At 47.9% G+C, this 22,997-nt stretch carries 13 protein-coding genes; 9 read left to right on the top strand and 4 right to left on the bottom strand.

Going from position 1 to position 22,997, the window contains the following annotated elements:
• The first annotated feature begins 428 nt into the window (after positions 1–428).
• The 8 genes from PLE7327_RS25540 to PLE7327_RS21795 all read left to right on the top strand — a co-directional run bounded on the left by PLE7327_RS25540 (position 429) and on the right by PLE7327_RS21795 (position 12,501).
• Entirely contained in the window at positions 429–4,493 is a 4,065-nt protein-coding gene (locus PLE7327_RS25540) for a S8 family serine peptidase (protein WP_015145933.1), read from the top strand.
• A 273-nt stretch (positions 4,494–4,766) separates the two neighbouring features.
• Positions 4,767–7,454: a phycobilisome rod-core linker polypeptide gene (locus PLE7327_RS21825; RefSeq protein WP_015145932.1), complete on the top strand. Its 2,688-nt coding sequence runs from the start codon at positions 4,767–4,769 to the stop codon at positions 7,452–7,454.
• Positions 7,455–7,590: 136 nt separating this feature from the next.
• Positions 7,591–8,274 (top strand): Uma2 family endonuclease, encoded by a 684-nt coding sequence (locus PLE7327_RS21820; protein WP_041392487.1) that lies wholly within the window; start codon positions 7,591–7,593, stop codon positions 8,272–8,274.
• 577 nt (positions 8,275–8,851) lie between these two features.
• A complete protein-coding gene (locus tag PLE7327_RS21815; RefSeq protein ID WP_015145930.1) occupies positions 8,852–9,337 on the top strand; it encodes an allophycocyanin subunit alpha apoprotein in 486 nt (161 codons plus the stop codon).
• An 87-nt stretch (positions 9,338–9,424) separates the two neighbouring features.
• Positions 9,425–9,910 carry an allophycocyanin subunit beta gene (gene apcB / locus PLE7327_RS21810; RefSeq protein ID WP_015145929.1) on the top strand — a complete coding sequence of 162 codons (486 nt, stop codon included), beginning with the start codon at positions 9,425–9,427 and terminating at the stop codon, positions 9,908–9,910.
• A gap of 204 nt (positions 9,911–10,114) precedes the next feature.
• On the top strand, positions 10,115–10,318 hold the full coding sequence (locus PLE7327_RS21805) for a phycobilisome linker polypeptide (RefSeq protein ID WP_015145928.1): 204 nt from the start codon (positions 10,115–10,117) through the stop codon (positions 10,316–10,318).
• Positions 10,319–10,400: 82 nt separating this feature from the next.
• On the top strand, positions 10,401–11,594 hold the full coding sequence (locus PLE7327_RS21800) for an FtsW/RodA/SpoVE family cell cycle protein (RefSeq protein ID WP_015145927.1): 1,194 nt from the start codon (positions 10,401–10,403) through the stop codon (positions 11,592–11,594).
• 253 nt (positions 11,595–11,847) lie between these two features.
• Positions 11,848–12,501: a hypothetical protein gene (locus PLE7327_RS21795; protein ID WP_015145926.1), complete on the top strand. Its 654-nt coding sequence runs from the start codon at positions 11,848–11,850 to the stop codon at positions 12,499–12,501.
• A 160-nt stretch (positions 12,502–12,661) separates the two neighbouring features.
• Here PLE7327_RS21795 and PLE7327_RS21790 read toward each other — a convergent pair whose 3' ends face one another.
• From PLE7327_RS21790 to PLE7327_RS21775, 4 genes are all read right to left on the bottom strand, one after another.
• Positions 12,662–15,274, bottom strand: a complete 2,613-nt coding sequence (locus tag PLE7327_RS21790) for a PAS domain S-box protein (RefSeq protein WP_015145925.1) — start codon at positions 15,272–15,274, stop codon at positions 12,662–12,664.
• A gap of 27 nt (positions 15,275–15,301) precedes the next feature.
• A complete protein-coding gene (locus tag PLE7327_RS21785) occupies positions 15,302–15,748 on the bottom strand; it encodes a response regulator (RefSeq protein ID WP_015145924.1) in 447 nt (148 codons plus the stop codon).
• Positions 15,745–20,247, bottom strand: coding sequence for a PAS domain-containing protein (locus PLE7327_RS25535; RefSeq protein WP_015145923.1), 4,503 nt, complete (start codon positions 20,245–20,247; stop codon positions 15,745–15,747). The genes PLE7327_RS21785 and PLE7327_RS25535 overlap by 4 nt, the downstream gene beginning before the upstream one ends.
• A gap of 253 nt (positions 20,248–20,500) precedes the next feature.
• Positions 20,501–21,289: a class I SAM-dependent methyltransferase gene (locus PLE7327_RS21775; RefSeq protein ID WP_015145922.1), complete on the bottom strand. Its 789-nt coding sequence runs from the start codon at positions 21,287–21,289 to the stop codon at positions 20,501–20,503.
• 391 nt (positions 21,290–21,680) lie between these two features.
• Between PLE7327_RS21775 and PLE7327_RS21770 the strand changes: the two genes are divergently transcribed.
• A complete protein-coding gene (locus PLE7327_RS21770) occupies positions 21,681–22,673 on the top strand; it encodes a hypothetical protein (protein ID WP_015145921.1) in 993 nt (330 codons plus the stop codon).
• The last annotated feature ends 324 nt before the right edge of the window (positions 22,674–22,997 follow it).

The raw sequence follows: 22,997 nt of genomic DNA, 5'->3' as shown, positions 1-22,997 counted from the left end.
AATATACAATACATACTCAATAAAAACATCTTTTGTTCTTCTCAAAGATCGTTCGCTTCTGTTTTCCCTAACAAACATTCAAAAGAACTTTCAAAGGAACCATTTGTCTTCGCTCAAGCTAAGTGGTTTATTAGGAGTGCGATCGGAGGACACAGGATTCTAAGAACCCAAGAAGTTTTTTGATTTTGGCGGATTGAAAACGCTGCATATTTATCTTGCCAACATCGTTCGCTTCCCAAATTAAGAGGGTAGCGAAGGAGTTATATTGTCTTGCAGTGACAACAATCGCAATATGCAAATTAAATTAATAATTTTGGTAATTTGCGCGTCGCGCTCAGGGGCAGTTTTTGAAGAAGAATCGCTACCGTGCGAACTCTCAACCGAGCAACCCATTGAAAGTTGCCGAATTGAATCAGGAGACGTGAAACATGGCTAACAATAATGACATCATCCAATTAACCAACAACAACTTTGATGACTACGGTCCGCGAATAGATGGCAACAAAGTAGTTTGGACTGGTTATCCCGACTTTAATGACAGTGAAATTTACTTCTACGATGGCAGCAAGATTACCCAACTGACCAATAATAACTTCTACGACTACGGTCCGCAGATTTCAGGCAACAATGTAGTCTGGAGCGGCTCTGACGGCAACGACGATGAAATATACCTTTATGATGGTAATAAGACTACTCGGCTGACCGACAACAATCTCTACGATTACAGTCCGCAGATAGATGGCAATAAAGTAGTTTGGTACGCCTATCCTCCCGACTACTCTGACAGCGAAATCTACTTCTACGACGGCAGCAAAATCGTCCAATTAACCGATAATAACTTCTCTGACTACAGTCCACAGATTTCGGGCAATAAAGTGGTTTGGAGCGGTTATGACGGCAACGACGACGAAATCTACCTCTATGACGGTAGCAAGACCATCCAACTAACCAATAACAATACCTACGATTACAGTCCACAGATAGATGGCGATAAGGTAGTTTGGAGTGGCTATGACGGTAACGACGACGAAATCTACCTCTATGACGGCAGCAAAATCGTCCAATTAACCGACAACAATTTCTCCGACTACAGCCCACAGATTTCGGGCAATAAAGTGGTTTGGAGCGGTTATCCAGACTTCAATGACAGTGAAATCTACCTCTACGATGGCAACCAGACCATTCAACTAACTGACAATAATTTCTACGATTACAGCCCGCAAATTTCGGGCGATAAGGTAGTTTGGTATGGTTATCCCGACAATGCTGACAGCGAAATCTATTTCTACGACGGCGATGTCATCCAACTGACCAATAACAATACCTACGACTACGACCCGCAAATTTCTGGTAATAAAGTAGTCTGGAGCAGCTATGACGGCACCGATCGAGAAATTTATCTCTATGAAATTCCGCCTGGTATCGAACTCATCGGCACTGAGGGCGATGACGTATTAACTGGCAGCAGAGGACCCGATACCATTTCTGGTTTGGGCGGCAATGACGTTCTCCAAGGTCTAGCTGGCAACGACCAAATTTTAGGCGGTTCGGGCAATGACCTGATTACTGCTGGAGATGGCAAAGACAAAGCGGAAGGAGGGAGCGGTAATGATACCATCTCCGGTAATGGCGGCAATGACATTTTAATCGGTAATGAGGGTCGCGATGACATTCTCGGCGGCGAGGACAACGATTCCATTGATGGCGGCGCTGGTCGAGATCGTTTGCTCGGACAAGCAGGCAATGATACCATCGTCGGTCAAGGCGGCGACGACACCATCGACGGGGGAGATGGCACTGACTCGCTCTCTGGCAATGCGGGAAGCGATCGCATCTTAGGAGGCAGCGGCAGTGACAGTCTCAGCGGCGGCACTGAGGCTGATACCTTGGTGGGAGGATTCGATAACGACAGCCTCGATGGAGGAGCCGGAAATGATAATTTAGTGGGAATTAACCTCGCGGTAGTCTCCGGCGCGAAAGTTGGTTTTGGTGCGGGCGAGATCGATACTCTCTCTGGCGGTACGGGATACGACACCTTTGCCCTTGGCGATAACGATCGCGTTTACTACGATGATGGCGATCCGCTGACGACGGGCGAGTCTGACTATACTTTAATTACAGACTACGACCCCAGCCAAGATTCCCTGCAACGCAAAGGCTCAGACGACCTGTATAAATTAGACTACTTTACCACTCCTTCGGGACGGGTAGATGTAGCCATGATTTACGACCCAGGGGTAGAAGCGAGAGGAGAAACGATCGCGATCCTGCAAGGATCTGGTGCTTCATCTGCGTCTACCGCATCGCTATCCGCCCAACAAACAACGGATAACACCGATGAAAGTCCTATTCCAGAGAACACTAGCCCATTAGCAAGACTAGCTGGTTTGGCAGAAGGAAAAGACTATGCCTCCGGCGAGCTGATCGTTAAACTCAAAGCTGGCACAGAAGCAAACAAAATTAGCCTTCTCCAAGAAAGGCTAGGAGCTACAGTTCTAGAAACCACCAAGACGCTGGGAATTCAGCGTTGGAAGTTAGAAGAGGGAACGAGCGTCAGAGACGCGATCGCAAGTTTTAGTGCAGATCCCGCGATCGAATATATCGAACCTAACTATATCCGCTCTACTACGGCTACTATTCCTAACGATCCGCGTTTTAGCGAACTCTGGGGTTTAAACAATACCGGACAAACGGGTGGTACCCCCGATGCCGATATCGATGCGCCAGAAGCCTGGGATCGGCAAACCGGAAGCGATGTAGTGGTGGGAGTAATCGATACGGGAGTGGATTATAATCATCCGGATCTCAACGACAACATGTGGACTAATCCGGGAGAAACTCCCAACAATGGCGTTGACGACGATGGCAATGGCTATGTAGATGATTACTACGGCTATGACTTTGTGAACGAAGATGGCGATCCCTTTGATGACTTTTTCCACGGCACTCACGTCGCAGGGACAATTGCTGCTGAAGGGAATAATAATACTGGCGTGACTGGTGTCAATTGGAACGCCAAGATTATGGCGATCAAGTTTTTAGATTCTGGAGGAAGCGGAACTGACTTCGATGCAATTGAGGCAGTAGAATATTCTACCCTCATGGGAGTGAAACTGACCAGCAATAGCTGGGGAGGTTATTTCTTCTCCCAAGGTTTGTACGACGCGATCGCTGCCGCAGGTAAAGCAGGGCAGTTGTTTATTGCGGCAGCAGGAAACGGAACTAATGACAATGATGGTCCAAACCCGGCTTATCCTGCCAGTTACGACCTCGATAACATCATTTCGGTCGCAGCTACTGATGCTAGCGACCGATTGGCTTGGTTTTCCAATTACGGAGCTACTTCCGTCGATCTAGGCGCTCCGGGAGTGAGCGTCCTTAGCACTGTTCCTGGAGGGGGATATGCATCCTATGATGGGACATCAATGGCTACGCCTCACGTATCGGGGGTTGCCAGCTTGCTTTGGTCGGAAGACCCAAACCTCAGCGCACAAGAAGTTAAAGAACTGCTTCTGACGACTGTCGATCCCCTCACTGTTCTAGAAGGAAAAACTGTCTCCGGCGGTCGGCTCAATGCCTTCAACGCTCTCAGCGAACTCGGTCCTCCCAATGAAATTATCGGCACTGAAGGCGATGATGTCATAACTGGCACTAACCGTCGCGATCGCATTTCCGGTTTGGGCGGTAATGATATCATACAAGCGCTGGCTGGCAGGGATGAGATCTTCGGCGGCGACGGCGACGATCTAATTACTGCTGACGAAGGAAACGATACAGTCGAAGGAGGCGCTGGCAGAGACAGAATCTTTGGCAACGACGGCGACGATCTCCTCAAAGGCAACGGAGGACGGGATAATATTCTCGGTGGCGACGGCAACGACTCGATCGAGGGCGGGGCTGGCAACGATCGCCTCTTAGGCGAATCTGGCGACGATACCATTCTTGGCAATGCAGGTCAGGATACTCTCGATGGAGGAGAAGGAAAAGACTCCCTCAACGGCGGTACCGACAACGATCTTATCTTTGGTGGTAAAGGCGAGGATAGCCTGGTGGGCGAAGCTGGCGCAGATAGTCTTACAGGCGGAGCGAGCAATGATTCCCTCGATGGTGGCGCTGGCAGCGATCGCTTAGTTGGAGTCGATCCGTCTGCTAGTTATGGCGCTGGCGAGTTGGATGTCTTAACTGGCTTTTCAGATAGCGATACTTTTGTATTGGGAGATGCGAGTCGCGTTTTCTACAGCGATGGCGATCCGCTGACCACTGGCGAGTCTGACTATGCATTAATTAGCGATTTCGATTCCAGTCAAGATATTATTCAACTGCATGGCGCGATCGCGCAGTACGATCTGGACTTTTTCACGACTAGCAGCGGCAGTATCAATGCAGCCTTGATCTACGATCCTGGAGATGCAGCCAGAGGAGAACTTATTAGCATTTTGCAAAATGTTCCGACCGATTTGAACCTTGGCTCTCCAGCGTTCTCGTTTGTTTAAACAATCGTTTGATTTTTGCTTGACGAACAGTCGATTCAGACTAGCCTTGGGAGCGATCGCTCCCAAGGCTAATCGCTGTAGTCTTCTCGAACTTTTTCTCAGACTTCGTGACACAATTCTTAATAATGTAACTCACAGAGCGCGAAACATTCTAATCTAGATGCTGACGCAAAAATTTAAACATCTGATTTTAAATCGAGATGTAGTAAGCATCTTTACTCCGACCAGGAGTCCACTAAACAAATTTTTTTAATGGGAGATAGTTGAAATCCAATGACTGTCAAGGCAAGTGGTGGAAGCTCATTAGCCCGTCCTCAACTCTATCAAACCGTCCCAGTTTCTGCGATCTCTCAAGCAGAACAACAGGATCGTTTTTTAGAAAAGGCAGAACTCAATCAGTTAACAGAATATTTTCGCTCTGGCAGCAAGCGTATAGAAATTGCTCAGACGCTGACGAAAAACTCCGACCTAATCGTGTCCCGTGCTGCTAACCGGATTTTCACCGGAGGGTCGCCGATGGCTTACTTGGAAAAACCTCCGGTCGAAGAAATGGCAATAGCTGGCGTAGCAGCTGGGGGTGCTCGGCAAGCAACAGGCATGGATGTCACCTATGTCGAAGGCGGTGGCGGCGGCAGCATATTTGGCGGTCTGCGCTCCATTTTTAGTTCTACAGGTCCCATTCCGCCAGGATTTCGCCCCATTCCTATTTCCCGCTACGGTCCGAGCAACATGCAAAAGTCTCTGCGGGATTTATCTTGGTTCTTGCGCTATACTACCTATGCGATCGTCGCTGGCGACCCCAATATCTTGGTAGTCAATACGCGCGGACTGCGAGAAGTGATTGAAAATGCTTGCTCGACCGATGCGACTATCGTTGCCCTCCAAGAAATGCGAGCAGCTTCTATCGATTACTTCCAGCGCGATCTGGAAGCGAAAGAAATTGTTAAGCAATATTTCGACGTTCTCATCAGCGAATTTAAAGCGCCAACGCCTGCTAATAAGCTGCGCCAGGGTCCTTCTGCAGACGTACAAGGATTAGCGCTGCCTCAGAGTTATTTTAATGCAGCAGAGCGGCGGCAAAAATTCGTTATGAAGCCCGGTTTGTCGGAATCAGAAAAGCAAGCTGTTATCAAAGCCGCCTACCGACAAATTTTCGAGCGAGATATTACTCGCGCCTACAGCCTGTCTATCTCTTACCTAGAATCTCAGGTTAAAAACGGCGACATTTCCATGAAAGAGTTTGTTCGCCGCCTATGTAAATCTCCCCTGTACCGGAAACAGTTCTTCGAGCCATTTATCAACAGCCGCGCTCTCGAACTGGCGTTCCGCCATATTCTAGGTCGCGGTCCTTCCTCGCGCGAAGAAGTTCAGAAATACTTCGACATTGTTTCCCGCGGCGGACTTGCCGCGCTAGTGGATGCTTTAGTAGATTCGCAAGAATACTCTGACTACTTCGGCGAAGAAACCGTCCCCTACCTCCGAGGATTGGGTCAAGAAGCGCAGGAATGCCGCAATTGGGGAATGCAGCAAGATCTGTTTAACTACAGCGCTCCCTTCCGCAAAGTCCCCCAGTTTATCACAACTTTCGCCAAGTACGATCGCCCGCTACCCGACCAACACGTTTACGGTTCCGGTAACGACCCGCTGGAAATTCAATTTGGCGCGATCTTCCCCAAAGAAACTCGCAATCCCAACGCCAGACCCGCTCCATTTAACAAAGATACCAAGCGCATCCTCATTCACCGGGGTCCTGCTATCAACAATCAAAATAGCAATCCCTCGGCGCGAGGCGAGATGCCCGGTTCTCTCGGACCGAAGGTATTCCGCCTCAATAACGAGCTACCGGGAGCGAGCAACGGTGCCAGCGTCAAGTATGGCGAAAGCTCGACCCAAGCTGTGATTCGGGCTGCTTATCGCCAAGTCTTCGGACGGGATGTCTATGAAGGTCAGCGCCTGAGCGTTGCAGAAATCAAGCTAGAAAACGGCGAAATTACGCTGCGCGAATTTATCAAAATGCTGGCGAAGTCGGAAACTTTCCGCAAGACGTACTGGACTCCGTACTATGTCGTCAAAGCGATCGAGTATATCCATCGCCGCCTGTTAGGTCGTCCCACCTACGGTCGTCAGGAAATGAACAAGTACTTCGATCTTTGCTCCAAGAAAGGCTTCTATGCTCTCGTAGATGCAATTATCGACAGCCCCGAATATACCCAGGCATTTGGGGAAGATACCGTTCCCTACGAGCGCTATTTAACCCCTGGCGGTCTGCAAATGCGCATGGCACGAGTGGGAATGCTGCGCGAAGATATCGGGAAGCGCGTTGACAAAGAAGTTACGCCTCGCTTTGTCGAGTTGGGTCAGGCGGCGGCAATGCGGACGGAACCCGAAATTCAATTCCGCATTAATCAGGGCGTGAGCGCTCAGCGCCAACAAACCAAGATCTTCAAGCTCACATCTTTGGCTGACAAAGTGGCAGTTGGAAACCTCATTCGAGCTGCCTATCGTCAGATTTTCGAGCGCGACCTCAATCCCTTTATCGTTCAGACTGAGTTCTCTGCTCTGGAAAGCAAGCTGAGCAATGGAGAAATTACGGTTAAGGAGTTTATCGAAGGATTAGGGTGTTCGGATCTTTATATCAAAGAGTTCTACACGCCCTTCCCCAATACGAAAGTAATCGAGTTAGGGACGAAGCATTTCTTGGGACGTGCGCCCCTCAATCAGCGTGAAATCCAGAAGTACAACCAGATTCTGGCTACGCAGGGTATACGTGCTTTTATTGGCGCAATGGTTAATAGCATGGAGTATGCCCAAGTGTTCGGCGAGGATGTAGTGCCCTACCGTCGCTTCCCAACCCTTCCGGCGGCAAACTTCCCCAATACGGAGAAGCTCTATAACAAGCTGACGAAGCAAGATACGGAAATTGTCGTGCCTAGTTTTACACCCGCAAAACTGAACGTCTAAGACGATAAAATAAGTCGCATAGCTAGAATAGAGGCGCGAGCGATCGCGTCTTTTTTTATTGTCTTTTTTTTATTAAAGAATTTTATCAAGCTCGATATACTGGATGCAGCAAAACTCCTTCAATTGGAATCGGCTTATGACGACTTTTGCACGACCAGATACACCGCCTTTAGAAAGTGGGGATAGGCTCACTCGCCACGAATTTGAACGCCGTTATACCGCGATGCCCCATCTCAAGAAAGCAGAATTAATTGAAGGAGTCGTGTACGTGCCCTCCCCATTGCGTTTTAATAGTCATGGACAACCTCATGGAGACCTAATTATCTGGTTGGGAGTTTACAAAGTTGCTACCCCAGGCGTTAAACTAGCTGATAATGCCACAGTCCGCTTGGACTTAGATAACGAACCGCAACCAGATGCGGTGTTGTTGATTGACGAACGTCTCGGCGGACAAGCGCGTATTAGCCAAGACGATTACATCGAGGGCGCACCAGAGTTAGTCGCAGAAGTCGCCGCCAGCAGCGTATCCATTGACTTATACGACAAGAAACGGGCATATCGTCGTAATGGTGTTAGAGAATATATTGTTTGGCAGATTTTAGAAAATAAACTCGATTGGTTCAGCTTGCAAAATGACGAATACGTGCGACTCGAACCTGATACCGATGGGATTATTAAAAGTTGTGTTTTTCCTGGTTTGTGGTTAAATGTGACGGCATTACTTTCAGGAGAGATGACAACAGTTTTAGCACTGCTACAACGAGGATTGAATAGCCAAGAACACATAGAATTTGTGCAGTATTTGTCACAGCATTCTTAGGTTGGGAAATGTAGGCTGAGTTTGCGATTGCGTTTCTATTTTTTTGACTTTACCCGATTAGCCTCTCGCATTCGAGAAGCTGGATTGATTGTTTAGGGCTTTGGAAAAAACAAAAAACATCCGAAGCTTTCGTATTTATATCAAATTGAAATAATATTTAAGCAACTAATAATTCGTTCTGAGTGCGATCGCAAATCCCCGATTTTTTCTCTTCAACCCTAGTTGTCAAACAGCTCCAATTGTGCTAAGCAAAAAAATTAGCGATCGCTTTTCGGATGTCAGACCTTATTTCTGAGGGAAAATGTTAAAAACTGTTAAGGAGTAACAGCGAATGTGAACGCCATGCCTCAGAATAATTGCGGTAAGACCTATCGGGACACAATTCCGAGTTCGGTCAAACCACAGTCTCAAAAAGCAAAAGCTACCCGCTAAAGCCGGATTTTTATTCAACTTCGAGCATTCGAGTGGGTCAATAATGTGTTAAAACACGAGATTGGTAAACCGTTTTAACGGAGCTAATAGTTTAAAGAGAGTCCGCTCTTTTTTTAGTCTCATTTTTTTTGGGAGGAATCCATCGATGAGTATTGTCACGAAATCAATCGTGAATGCAGATGCAGAAGCCCGCTATCTCAGCCCCGGCGAACTAGATAGAATCAAAGCGTTTGTTACTGGCGGTGCCGCTCGTCTGCGCATTGCCGAAACCCTGACTGGCGCTCGCGAAACCATCGTTAAGCAAGCAGGCGATCGCTTATTCCAAAAGCGTCCCGATATCGTCTCTCCTGGCGGCAACGCTTATGGCGAAGAAATGACCGCAACTTGCTTGCGCGACATGGATTACTACCTGCGCTTGATCACCTATGGCGTAGTTGCTGGCGATGTTACCCCGATTGAAGAAATCGGTTTAGTTGGCGTTCGTGAAATGTATAAGTCTTTGGGAACCGACATCGGCGCTGTGGCTCAAAGCGTCCGCGAAATGAAGGAAGTCTCTCTAGGACTGATGTCTGCTGACGATGCCTCCGAAGCAGCTTCTTACTTCGACTACGTGATCGGAGCCATGTCATAGGGACTATTCCTCCCTACTTTGTCAAAAAAAGCTCTCGCGTTTGTTCGTAAAGATTTATAAGACTAGGCAAAATAAGGAAGCAAAACTATGCAAGACGCAATTACTTCTGTCATCAATTCTGCTGACGTTCAAGGAAAGTACCTCGACGGTGCTGCCATGGATAAGCTCAAGAACTACTTCGCTAGCGGCGAACTGCGCGTCCGTGCAGCCAGCGTTATCAGCGCTAATGCTGCTGGAATCGTCAAGGAAGCTGTCGCGAAATCCTTGCTCTACTCCGACGTAACCCGTCCTGGCGGAAATATGTATACCACCCGCCGCTATGCTGCTTGCATCCGCGACTTGGATTACTACCTGCGCTATGCAACCTATGCAATGCTAGCTGGCGATCCCTCTATCCTCGACGAGCGCGTTCTCAATGGATTGAAGGAAACCTACAATTCTCTAGGCGTTCCCATTTCTTCCACCATCCAAGCTATCCAGGCAATGAAAGAAGTTACTGCTAGCCTAGTTGGTGCTGATGCTGGCAAAGAAATGGGCGTATACTTCGACTACATCTGTTCTGGCTTGAGCTAGAGCGACTAATCCGGCAACCGAAGAAAAGTTGTCTATTAGAGGTTCGGGAAGTCTAGAGTGAGTGCTAGCTCCTTAAAGGCTTAATCTTAATAAAAAGATAAGTTTTAAAGATCTAGTATTGACTCCTGACTCCCGGCCTTTGTTGTAAATAAGAAAAGCACAACCCTTAAAATATCGGATAAATAGATTGGGAGAATCTAACTTATGCGGATGTTCAAAGTGACTGCTTGCGTGCCCAGCCAAACCCGGATTCGGACGCAGCGCGAATTACAAAACACCTACTTTACCAAGCTAGTTCCCTATGATAACTGGTTCCGCGAACAGCAACGCATCATGAAAATGGGCGGAAAAATTATCAAAGTTCAGCTAGCAACGGGCAAGCCAGGAACAAATACGGGCTTACTATAATCAATTCAACTGTCAGCAGATCGAAGAGAGGTCAGTGACGACCTCTTTTTGCTTTGTCAAGGGCTGGAGATAAAAATTTACTGTGCTGCGGTATCTCATTCCTATTTTTGACCCAGAAGTAAAAAATTGGTCGATTGAAGCGCGTTTGCTGCGCTGGCTAACCCTGTTGTGGCTTGGCATCGGTTTAGTCGTCTTATTTTCTGCCTCCTATGCCGTGGCTGCCAATCCAGATAATGACGCGACGCGAGGAGATGGATGGTATTACGTCAAACGCCAACTCATCTGGATCTGGATAGGCTTAATGGGTTGCAATGCGATCGCGCGATCGCCAATTCGTTTGTTATTAAAAATCGCCCCTTGGCTAGTTTTGCTGTGCTTGGGATTGATTTTCTTAACCCTAACTCCCCTGGGTTCGGAGGTCAACGGAGCCACCCGATGGATTAAACTCGGATCGATACTCCTGCAACCCTCAGAGTTTATGAAACCCGCGCTTGTTCTGCAAAGTGCCTGGTTTTTTGGGAAGTGGAGACAATTGCCTTGGAAAGTACGCCTGACTTGGCTAGGAGTTTTCGCGGCGACGCTTGCCGGAATTTTGCTTCAGCCCAATTTAAGTACTACGGCTTTGTGCGGCATAACTATATGGTTGATTGCATTAGGGTCGGGATTGTCCTCGATCTATCTCGGCGGAACTGCCATTACTGGCGTGTTGACCGCCTTTGTCAGCGTCACCATTAACGAATACCAACGCCAGCGGATTATCTCCTTCCTGAATCCCTGGGCAGATCCGAGGAACAAAGGCTATCAACTGGTTCAAAGTTTACTAGCGATTGGTTCTGGGGGAACCTGGGGGGAGGGTTTTGGGCTATCGCAGCAAAAGCTCTCCTACTTACCGTTTCAGGACACGGATTTTATTTTTGCCGTCTTTGCCGAAGAATTTGGTTTCGCAGGCGGTATCCTGCTGCTACTATTGCTCGTCAGCTATGCCACACTAGCTTTGCTCGTTGCCATGAAATGTAACCATCGCGTCAAACAATTGGTGGCGCTTGGTGCGATGACGGTAATGGTAGGACAAGCCTTGCTCAATATCGGCGTAGCAACTGGGGCACTGCCGACAACGGGTTTACCCTTGCCCTTGTTCAGCTATGGCGGAAGTTCTAGTCTGGCAAGTTTGATTTTGGCTGGATTGCTGATTCGGGTGGCGAGAGAAAGCAAGGAAGCTGAGATAGTACCGTTGAGACAAAGTCGCGAAATAGTAAAGATGCCCAACAAATCTTAACAGCGATCGCGCCCTTTTCCCATTTAACTATTTGGAGCAGGTATTTAGGAAATTGCTATAATGCTCTCGTTAATTTTTCTGAAGTAGGGGATCGGAGAAATCAACAAAAGAATCGAACAAGGAAAGATTGGCTTTGAGGAGAATTTCAGTTCGAGGACTTAGATAAAAGAAGTACCAGCCCGCTCGGTACGAGCTAAAATAATACAAAAAGACCCGCTCGCTCGCAGCACCTCTCATAACCCTAGAAAAACCAGTGACTAATTACCGTACCCGATTGACTCTATCACCCGTCGGTTTGTCCTTCACCTTCGGTAAAGAGCCAACTTATATCGCGAAGCTGTATAACTGGTCTTATCATTTCAGCGATGGCAGTCGCCTAGTCGGTCGGGTTAGAGGGAAGTTAGGTGAAGATGGCAATACGTTGGTCGAGCCAACCGACCTAGTAGCTGAATATGTTGGCACGGATGGTCAGACCGTGCTGCTGAGTTGGCAAGATCGAGATTTTGCGACTTTTGAGGCTACTCTGGATGGAACAAATCTGCTCGTGGTCGCCTCTAGCGATCGCTTCGTTGAAAATAGTATCTGCATAGTGTCTTCGGAATCTTCCCCGCGCGCTCAAGTCACCCATTGGAGAATACAACTGTTAAAAGAAGAGTTTAATCGAGAAGCTTGGTCGCTGGCTCCTTCTACCTCTCTCTCTGGTGCGGTTAAGGAGAGTTTGGTTCTCGATTGGGTTTTTTCTCCCCTCTTTCCCTTTTGGCAAGTCAGCTTTAACCTCTGGCTGCCTTTTCCCAAGCTTAGTTATCACTGGACGTTCAATCCCTGCTTTCCCTTCTTTCCCTCGATCCGACTGAAGAAAACGGCTGCCAGTATGGGATGTTGTTTGACTACCGAGCTAGCTAGCTAGCCTCTAGGTGTCTAATAATATTTAGATATTTATAAAAAAGAACGCTACATATGCTCAACGAAAAAGCCTTACATACCGAGCTGCTGACTAATTGCGAATTGGTATAAATTCGGCATTGCTGAATTAGAGTATGATAACTTGATATGGTGATATTTTAGCCTTAACGATTAATCACCTCGTGCAGCACGTTTAATAAATCCTTCAAGGTGTAGGGTTTTGATAGAAATGCCTGGATGCTTGCACCAGAAGCTTTAATAATCTTTTCATTAGAAACGAGACCGCTAGTAGCAATAACTTTGACATGGGGATCGAACTTGCGCAAGGTTCGGATAGCTGTCGCGCCATCCATCGACGGCATCATGATATCCATCAAGACGGCTTTAATTTCATCTTTATGCCGTGCGTAGAGGGCGATCGCTTCGATTCCGTCGCCAGCGATAAGGACCTTGTAGCCGTGAGCTTCTAGGGAGGTTTGCGCAATCTCTTGCACGGCGGCTTCGTCATCTACTACTAAAATCAATTCTCCCCGTCCTCTGGGCAATTGAGACTCGGCCTCTGCTAGCTTTTGCACGTCGTCAATTTGCGGCAGATAGACTCTAAATTCACTGCCTTCTCCCACCTGGCTGCGAACGGTAATAAAGCCGCCATAACCCTTGATGATTCCTAAAGTCGTTGACAGACCTAATCCCGTTCCTTTTCCGACTTCTTTAGTCGTAAAAAACGGTTCAAAAATGCGATCGAGGACTTCGGGAGACATTCCCACCCCCGTATCTGCGATCGCGATCGCGAGATAGCGTCCGGCTTTTGCATAAAGATTTTTTTTCGCATAGTTTTCGTCTATAACGACATTTTTAGCAGTAATCGTTAGCTTGCCGCCATCGGGCATGGCATCTCGCGCATTAACAATTAAGTTCATAAATACCTGATGCAGGTGCGTAGCATCTGCCAAAACCGTTCCCAGTTCGTGGGTTGGAATATCGGCTTCGATTTCTATAGATTTAGGAAAGGTACTCTTGGCAATCTTGACCACTTCCCATAACAGGTGCCCGACTTGTACTACGGCACGTTTGCCTTCAACGCCGCGTGCAAACGACAAAATTTGTTTGACCAAATCTGCGCCGCGCTTGGCGCTGTCTTCGAGTAATTTCAGCAATTGCAAACTGCGCTCGTCTAAATCGGGCAGTTTGAGCGGCAGGAGTTGGGCGGTGGTCAGAATCGGAGTGAGAATGTTGTTGAGGTCGTGGGCAATCCCGCTAGCCAGGGTACCGAGGCTTTCTAGACGTTGGGCGCGCAGAATCTGAGATTCTAAGGACTTCTTCTCGGTAATGTCGGTATCGACGGTCAAAATTGATTTGGGTTGTCCGGCTTCGTCGCGCACCAACGTCCAACGGCTTTCGACGATGACTTCCTTGCCGGCTTTGGTGACTTTATGCAATTCGCCCTGCCACGCACCTTTCTCGATGACAGTTTGTAGAGCTAAGTCGATTTGGGACGTAGCTTCTTTGTAGAGTAGGTCGGTGGCGTTTTTCCCGATGGCTTCTTGGGCACTCCAGCCATAAAGTTGTTCGGCACCTTTGTTCCAAAAGATAATTCGGTTAGCGCGATCGCGCACGAGAATGGCATTGGTAGTAATCTCTAGAAGTGCGGCTTGTTCGTAGATTTTCTGTTCGGCACGCTTGCGCTCGGTGATATCTTGACCGATGCCCACATTAAAGCCATTCGGCAAGCGAACGTTTGCCCAAGAAGTTTCTAGAATTTCCCCCGCGCGATTTCTGGTGTGAAAATCCCTCCAGCTACCGTCGGCAGTTTGCATTGATTTTATAACTGAGGCGCGATAATCCGGGTCGGGATAGCATTCGGCTATCAGATCTATCTGTTGCAGTTCTTCTGACGACCAGCCCAAGGTTTTTTCTAATGCTTTGTTGACCATCCGTATTCGACCGTTAGCATCGTAGAAGCTTAACATGACCGGAATATTGTCAAAAATCGTCTGCAAAGTTTCTGTCTGCTGTTTGAGGGCGAGTGCAGCTGTTTTGCTCTCGGTGATGTCTCGCAGAATCGACAAATGGCGGTGGGGCAGGAAATTAGCCGTTGCGGCAAATTCTACCTCCCGAACCGTGCCATCCCGACGGCGCAGGCGAAACTCTCCAGCTATCTGTCCTTGCTCTCGGAACGATTGCCAAGCGCGAGCGAAATCATACCCCGGCTCGGCAAAATCGGCAATTCTCGCATTGAGTAATTCTTCTCTCGAAACGCCAAACAGCTCGCAGGCAGATGGGTTGGCATCGATATATCTGCCCTCATCATCGGCAATAACGATCGCGTTGAGAGCGCTATTAAAAACCGCGCTTAATTGGCGTTCCCGCTGTCGTAGCTCCTCCTGTGCCTGCTTGCGTTCGATCGCGTAACGAATCGCTCTCCCCAACAAGTTTCCATCGACTTGTCCTTTGACCAAATAATCCTGCGCTCCCTCCTGCATGGCGCGAATGGCGATGGTTTCATCGTCTAAACCCGTTAGCACGATGATGGGAAGAATTGGAAAGGCGCGATCGATTTTGACAAAGGTTTCTAATCCCTGGCTATCCGGCAGGGAGAGATCTAACAGAACGACATCAAAGCTCTGGCGAGCAAGGGACGAAAAGGCTTCGCCCAGACTCTCGACAGGCGTTAACTCAAACTGAGTCGAACTGACATCCCGCAAAAATTCCTGCAACAGCAGAATATCGCCGGGATTGTCTTCTACTAACAAAACTTTGATTTGGTCATTGGTCATCGATCCTTGGTTACCAATAACTGGTTGCTATTGTGGAGGTAATTTGACGATAGTAAACCAAAAATTTTCGATAGAGCGCACGATCTTAACAAACCGATCGAAGTCAACGGGTTTGGTAATGTAGCAGTTGGCACAAAGATTGTAAGCTCTCAGGACATCTTCTTCGGCTTGGGAAGTCGTGAGAATTACGACCGGAATGCGTTTGAGGATTGGATCGGCTTTCATTTCTGCGAGCACCTCGCGACCATCTTTTTTAGGCAAGTTGAGATCGAGTAAGATCAGGTCTGGGTGAGGTACATTAGCGTATTTCCCCTCTTTTTTTAAGAACTTTAGTGCCTCTACACCATCTTCTACCACGCTGAGATTGATGGTCATTTTATTATCTTCCAGGGCAATCTTAGTTAGCTCGATATCGCCAGGATTGTCCTCTATTAGCAAGATCTCGATTGGTTTATTACAGTCTCGCTCGCTCACGATAGATTACCTGTTCGCTCTGGAATAGTGAAGTAAAAAGTCGCTCCCTTGCCAGATTCTGACTCTACCCAAATGCGTCCGCCATGCCGCTCGACGATCTTTGTGCAAATTGCCAGTCCGATCCCCGTTCCCGGATACTTGCCTCGACCGTGCAAGCGCTGGAAGATAGCAAAGATGCGATCGGCATACTGTTGCTCGATGCCTATTCCATTATCGCGTACCCAGAACAGCCATTCTTTGGAAGAAGAAGCGGGGGAAGATGCTGCTTCCTGCCTTCTAACTGCTCCGATGTGAATTTGTGGGGGAACGCCTTCGGTTCGGAATTTGATGGCGTTGCTAAGGAGATTTTGAAATAATTGCATCAGTTGAGTCGCATCGGCCATAACTTGGGGTAAGGGAGCGCGGGTAATGGCTGTGCCAGTCTCGTTAATAGTAACTTGGAGATTGGCGATCGCCATCTCCAAAATAACATTGCAATCCACGAGTTCAAAGGGTTGAGCGCGAGTGCTGACGCGAGAATAGCTCAACAGGTCATCGATCAGGGTTTTCATTCGGTTCGACCCGTCTACGGCATAGGCAATAAACTCGTCTGCTCTAGCATCGAGCTTGCCTTGGTATCGTTTTGCCAAAAGTTGCAAATAGCTCGTTACCATCCGCAGGGGTTCTTGGAGGTCGTGGGAAGCCACGTAGGCAAACTGTTGCAATTCGGCGTTGGAGCGAGCCAATTCCTGACGCTGGCGCACTTCTCTCTCTAACAGTTGCGCCTGAGCGAGGGCAATGCCAATTTGGTTGGCCAACAACTGTAACAACTCGATCTCAAAACGGCTCCACTGTCGGGGACGATCGCATTGGTGGGCAATGAGCAAGCCCCAGCACTTTTCCCACTGAAGGATCGGTACCACTAGGTTAGCCTTCACGCCAAATCGTTCGAGCAACTCGACGTGGCAGGACTCAATGCCGGCATTTCTAATGTCTGCGATCGCGCTTACCCTTCCTTGACGATACTTCTGTTGATAATCTCGACTAAAGCAGGGGTCGTAAATTTGTTGTCCTAGAATCTCGGAGAAATCAGGCAAGACGGCTTCTTGCACGACGGTTCCCGAACCGTCGTCCCACAGCCGAAAAACCAAAACGCGATCGGCACTCAACAGTTTTTGTACTTCGGTAACTGCGGTCTGGAGAATTTCTTCGGGTTGCAGGGATTGGCGAATTTTTAGCGTAATTTCAGAAAAAAGGTGAGAGCGTTGATTTTGGCGTACCAATTCGGCTTCTGCCTGTCTGCGTTCTAGTTCCAACCCAGCACGAACGGCAAAGATTTTCAGCGTCTCTTCCATCAATCGAGCGTCGCGCAGTGGCTGACGACTGAGGATGGAGATTCCACCTAAAGTCCGACCGGACGAGTCAAATAAAGGAACGCCTAAATAACTTTCGGCTCCTAGTTGTTGAAGGATTTCGTTGTGGGGAAATTGCTGCTGCAAGTTCTGAGGGTAGACGCAGATCTGTTTGCCGATAACATCTCCACAGGGATTATTAGTCAGAGCATACTCAAAATTCTCGATCGCGCGACCGTCGCTGTAGCCGGCAACCGTTCTAGCGAGATTGCTTTCTGGATCGACGATTTCGCTGATGAAAGCATATTCGACCTTTAAGGCTTTGCTGAGATATTTAACTAATGACTGGAAGAAGGCTTCGCCAATTTCTGCGGAAACCCCACGGGCGATGTTTTCTAAAAGTTCTTCTCTTTGCTTGCGATTGGTGATATCGGTATGAGATCCTGACATCCGAGCAACATTACCTCGTTCGTCCCACAACGCTTGAGCGCGATCGAGAATCCATTTATAAGTCCCATCTTTGCACCGGACGCGATGTTCGGTGATATAAAAAGGGGTTTTCTGATTGAAGTGATCTTCAAGAGCTTGAGTTACCCAACCGAGATCGTCGGGATGCACTCGTTTTAACCATTCATCGAGATGGTTGGCAATTTCCCCGTCTTCGTATCCCAGCATTTCCTTCCAGCGAGGTGAAAAAAAGACTTCATTGGTTTTAACGTTCCAGTCCCAGATGCCGTCGTTAGTGCCACGGATAGCTAACTGCCAGCGTTCTTCGCTCTCCCGAAGCGAGGCTTCTGCTTGCTTGCGAGCCGTGATATCTTGAATCTGCGCGATGAAGTATAAAGGTTGACCGCGATCGTCTCTCACGACAGACACGCTTAACAAAACCCAAACAGTATGCCTTTGTCGGTGAAGGTAACGCTTCTCGATCTGGTAGGTGTTAATCTCGCCCGCCAGAAGTTGCTGCATGTAAGCGATGCTGCTTTCTAAATCCTCTGGATGGGTAATCGCCTGAAAGCTAGTAGCGAGTAATTCCTCTTGCGAGTAACCGACAATTTCGCACAAGGCACGGTTCACTTTAAGCCAGCGACCGTCGATCGCTACCAGTGCCATGCCGATGGCGGCATATTCAAAGGCGTTGTAAAAGCGCTTTTCGCTCTCTCGCAGAGCTGCTTCTGCCCTTTTGCGTTCGGTAATGTCCTCGGCAATATAGGCAAATCTCGGATGACTTTCAGAACCGCCTGCAATGGCAGAAACGATAGCCGATAGCCATCTTACTCCGTCGGGAACGGGGTGAAAGTACTCGAAGCGAACGGGGATTCCAGTACGTTTGGCTTCGCGGTAGCGATCGAGCCACAGGCTGATGTGTTCTTGCGGTATGCCTAGTTGGCTATCTAACTGATTTTGCATGGCTGCGGGCGTTCTGCCAAATAATTGCGCCGTCACTGCGTTATCGATGAGATGCACGATGTCGTTATCTCGCAGTTCGACAATTCCCATCATCGTGGGGGCGCTGTCAAAGAAGCTGTGGAGAGTGGCTTCACTTTGCCGAAGCGCTTCTTCAGCTCGTTTGCGATCGCTGATGTCCATCATCGCGCCGAGCATGCGGACTGGTTTGCCCGTATTGTCGCGCACGATATAGCCGCGATCGAAGATATCGGCATAAGATCCGTCGGCGCGTCGGAAGCGATATTCGTTCGACCAGTACTGTCGATCGCGATCGATGATGCCATGAATTTCAGAAACGATTCTCTCTCTATCTTCTGGATGTATATTTTCGTATCGCCAACTCACCTCGGTGCCGACTTGCTCTTTTGAATAACCAAAGAGCGTTTGTACGGCTTCGTTCCACCAGATTTCATTGGTTAGTAAATTCCAGTCCCAGACGGCATCGTTGGTAGCGCGAGCTAGTATTTGAAAACGCGCTTCGCTCTGGCGCAACTGTTGCTCGACTAGCTTGCGATCGCTGATATCTAATAGCGTACCGTACCAAACTGTCTGCCCGTTGTCGCGGCGTTCCGGTCGAGAAATAGCTCGCACCCACTTGAGTTTTCCCGATTTAGTGATGATACGCCATTCGCAGGCAAACGGTTCTAAGGTTTGGGCGCTCATGGCATTGGCTGCGAGAACTTTTTGCAAGTCTTCGGGATGAATTTGTTCGTACAAAATAGCAGCGTTTCTGAGAACTTCCTCTGGCTCTACTTCTTGAATTTCCCGGCACGCTTCGCTAATGTACTCAAATTTCATCGAGCCATCGGGATAGATGACAAATGTATAAATGACTCCTGGTAGGTTGGCGGCTAACTTCTGCAACCGAGTCTCGCTTTCTCGCAGTGCTTCTTCGGTTTGCTTGCGTTCCGTAATGTCGAAGGTAACGCCAAGCATAGAAGTCGGAGTGCCGTCGGCTTCGTAAGTGCCGCGACCTCTGGCTAAGACCCAATGAATGCTGCCATCGAGCCAGATATTGCGGTATTGTGCCTCATAATCTGTCTGTTGCTCGATCGCCTTCCTGAGAGATTCTCGCACGCGATCGCGATCGTCGGGATGGATGAGTTCAAATAGTCTGGCGTTGGACAAGTCAGCTTCAGGAGGCAAGCCAAAGTTGGCTTTGCATTGGCTCGATGACGATAGCTCTTCCGTTTTTAAATCCAGTTCCCAGAAACCGAGTTTAGCGGCTTGCAAGGCAAGTTTCAATTGTCGTTCGCGCTTTTGCAATAGCGTATTAGTCCAGGCAAGCTCGTCGGTTCGTTCGTCTACCTGCCTCTCTATTTTTTGCCTCAGCGTTCCCCAGAGTTGGCAGGCACTCACCAGTCCTACAAAGCGCTCTCGTTCGTCTAATACGGGTAAAGAGCAAGTCCCCTGCTGGTGCAGCAGGGACAAAGCTGTAGAGAGATTATCGGAGTCGGATAATTTTAGCGCCATGACTGGCTGCTCTATTACTCGATCGATTCTAACTCCAGATAAGTCCTCTCCAGAAGCGACGAGGCGAACCACATCCTTGGGCGAAAATACCCCAACTAATTTAGAGTCTTCTACTACCGGAATGCAACTGACTTGAGTTCGAGCGAGCAAGGCGATCGCATCGACAACAGAAATATCTGGCGAAATCGTCAGCGGAGAACGTTCAATGACTTGCTCTAGAGCGAGCTTATCGAGCAATCGTTCCATAAAGTTGCATCAATGACTGAAGCGACATTATTAGTAAAGATAGGTCTTACCTCTTAACTTTAACTTTATAGACGGTTTTTCCAAGACCCAGAAAAATCCCGTTCTTCATTTTAAGCTCTCAACCAGCTTGAAAGACGAAGGATTTTGCGCCATTGTCATTAAACTTCCTAAATGCCTCTCCCAAACTTGGGAGAGGAACTTGAAAATTGGCTCCCTTTGCCAAGTTATATGAGTTTTAATGCTTGCTACTGCTCTACCGACGTTTTTTCTCGAAGACGAACAGCGAAGTTGTAGCTATGTCTGGGGGAATGTTTAAGCTATAAGCTAAGTTATTCAATCGCAAAAGTAGGTGTCGGGGGAGACCTTGTAAGCGTCGCTGAATTTCTGATAGTTCCCCTATGCGACGATGTTTTAAAACCAATCCTTTCTCTGCAAGATAGTTGACGATTGCTTGAGCGTCGAATCTCCACAGCCAAAGCTTATGGTTGTTCATGTGGTACCAAATACCGTCGCCAAAGGGGAAACTGTGAAAGTCTGCCAATGGTTTTCGCTGTACAAAGCGCATCAAAGATTCAATTTTGTGGTCTGCTGCTGTCTTGTTCGTTAAGTATAGTGCTAGCTTACCTCCTGGCTCAACGATACGGGCCAGCTCGTCAAGGGCTTTTTCAGCCTCTCGAATGTGGATGATGACTCCCCAAGAAAAAGCATAGCAAAACGAGCTGTCTGGGAAGTCGAGTTGGGTCAAATCCTTTTGATGAAATTCTACGCGATCGCTAACATTTGCAACTCTTACGCGGCACTTCGCTTGTTCGAGCATCGTTTTTGAGATGTCGATCGCGCAAACGCGATAACCCGCCTTTGCAACTCGAATACTGTGAACGCCAGGTCCACATCCGGCATCGAGAACTGTTGCGCCAGGCTCAACTTCCATCATCCGAAGCATGTCTGAAATGGCGCGATCGTAATATTTCAAAGCAATAGGGTGGTAATAGTCTCTGTCCCATTGCTCTACTGTAGATTTTTCCAAAAAAACTTGTGTCATTAGAACCCCTATTTCCTCTAGGTCAAAGACATTATCAGCTCGGTCAAGCTGAAGCTGCGAGCCTGTCTGCTAAGAGACTAAATATCCATCGGATATTAGCTTCGATCGATATATACTTTATTTTCCCTAATAAAGTCAAAAATTAGGATTTTTGAGGTCTATTGAGAGATCTAGATGTTGTTTCAAGAGCGGTTTTAGATTACCTAAAATGCATATATTTCAGAATATTTGGGTTATCCAAACCGACGATCGCGCGATCGAAATAAAGAGACAAAGATGCTAGCAGGTGCTACATCTGCAAAGATTTAGCAACTCTATCCGAGGTAAGGTTGAGAGAAATGATAGATTGGTGCTAGGGCGGCAGCTTCTAAGCTGTCTAGGAGGAGAGTCCATGTCACAAGAACGGCAACAGTCAACACCCAATAACCCAACCCCCTCAGAAACTTCTGAGAATAGCTATTCTCAGGCAGAAATTATCGAACTGTTGCAAAAAAACATTGAGCAACTCGATCGCATTGTCAACCAACTCAGGGCAGAATCGGTCGAGAATTTGCCTTCTAAAGCGATCGTAGAAAGTTTATTAGCCAATACTGAGACATTAGTGGCTTCGATAGGGAAAATCGAGGTAACAATGCCCGAAACAACGCAAGCTGTCCCCACCCAAACCGCAGAAATCGCTCCTACAAAACCTGCCCAAGAAGCGATCGCTTCTCAAGAAATCGAGGAAGCAATACCATCAGAAGAAGAAAGTTGGATAGATAGGATTTTACCGAGTTTTAGCAGCTTGCAAACCTGGTGGGATGGCATTTTAGCTAAGATTCGTTCTTGGCTGCCAGCACCCTTGCAAGAGAAGCTCTCAGATTGGGGATTGACGGGGATTCTCGCAGGAATTGTCGTGGCCGTGTTGATAACTTCTGTATTGCTGCTGCCCCAACCGTCTGCAGAAATCGGAGAAGTCCCGCCAGAAACTACACCGGAAGCCCCATCCCAAACTCCAGAGGTGGTAAAAACCCCGCCAGAACTCAAAGCACCCGGAAAACCCGAACCCGTAGAAATCATCCCGCCACCCGAACCGGAATTAACGCCTGAGCAGAGTTTAATTGCAGCGATTCAAGAGCAAGTTGCTGCGATTACCAGTCAGTATCCAGAAGGATTGGTTCGTTCGGTAGAAGCAAATTTCTTGGCAGGTCGTTTGCTCGTAACTGTGGGAGACAATTGGTATCAACTCAACCCCGGCAGACAAGATAAATTGGCAAATTCTATCCTAGAACGTTCTCGGAAATTAGATTTTCGCAAATTGGAAATCATCGATTCTCAAGGAACGCTACTAGCTCGCAACCCAGTAGTTGGTAACAAAATGGTGATTCTCAAACGAGAAGCATAGCGTTTATCTGAGATCTTGCACTACTATCAACAACTGCTCTTGTCATTCATTTCCCGTCCGAGCGAAAAAGTCTTCTAAAGAAGACCCGATCGGAATTTCAGTCGATTTTAATCGAGTTGAGCTTTGAGCCTAGAACTCTAGTTCTAGAGTTCTAAACCTTGATGCCAAAGGTGCAAGATACAAGATATAAGTTTATCGGATGTTGGGAGGAGACAATGACATCAATACTGGCACAAAGGTTTAGCTACGACGATCGCCTATAGAAAAATCAGTGAAGAAAATGCACTAGAAACGAGTACGGTTTAGCGATCTCCTTCAACTCAG

The organism is Pleurocapsa sp. PCC 7327, from assembly GCF_000317025.1.
Taxonomy (GTDB): Bacteria; Cyanobacteriota; Cyanobacteriia; order Cyanobacteriales; family Microcystaceae; genus Hydrococcus.
The sequence above is the reverse complement of the archived record's forward strand: the minus strand, read 5'-3'. Positions and strand labels throughout refer to the sequence as shown.

Coding starts and splice junctions, on each gene's coding strand:
- PLE7327_RS25540 (WP_015145933.1), top strand. CDS start 429: ATGGCTAACAATAATGACATCATCCAATTAACCAACAACAACTTTGAT.
- PLE7327_RS21825 (WP_015145932.1), top strand. CDS start 4,767: ATGACTGTCAAGGCAAGTGGTGGAAGCTCATTAGCCCGTCCTCAACTC.
- PLE7327_RS21820 (WP_041392487.1), top strand. CDS start 7,591: ATGACGACTTTTGCACGACCAGATACACCGCCTTTAGAAAGTGGGGAT.
- PLE7327_RS21815 (WP_015145930.1), top strand. CDS start 8,852: ATGAGTATTGTCACGAAATCAATCGTGAATGCAGATGCAGAAGCCCGC.
- apcB (WP_015145929.1), top strand. CDS start 9,425: ATGCAAGACGCAATTACTTCTGTCATCAATTCTGCTGACGTTCAAGGA.
- PLE7327_RS21805 (WP_015145928.1), top strand. CDS start 10,115: ATGCGGATGTTCAAAGTGACTGCTTGCGTGCCCAGCCAAACCCGGATT.
- PLE7327_RS21790 (WP_015145925.1), bottom strand. CDS start 15,274: ATGACCAATGACCAAATCAAAGTTTTGTTAGTAGAAGACAATCCCGGC.
- PLE7327_RS25535 (WP_015145923.1), bottom strand. CDS start 20,247: ATGGAACGATTGCTCGATAAGCTCGCTCTAGAGCAAGTCATTGAACGT.
- PLE7327_RS21775 (WP_015145922.1), bottom strand. CDS start 21,289: ATGACACAAGTTTTTTTGGAAAAATCTACAGTAGAGCAATGGGACAGA.
- PLE7327_RS21770 (WP_015145921.1), top strand. CDS start 21,681: ATGTCACAAGAACGGCAACAGTCAACACCCAATAACCCAACCCCCTCA.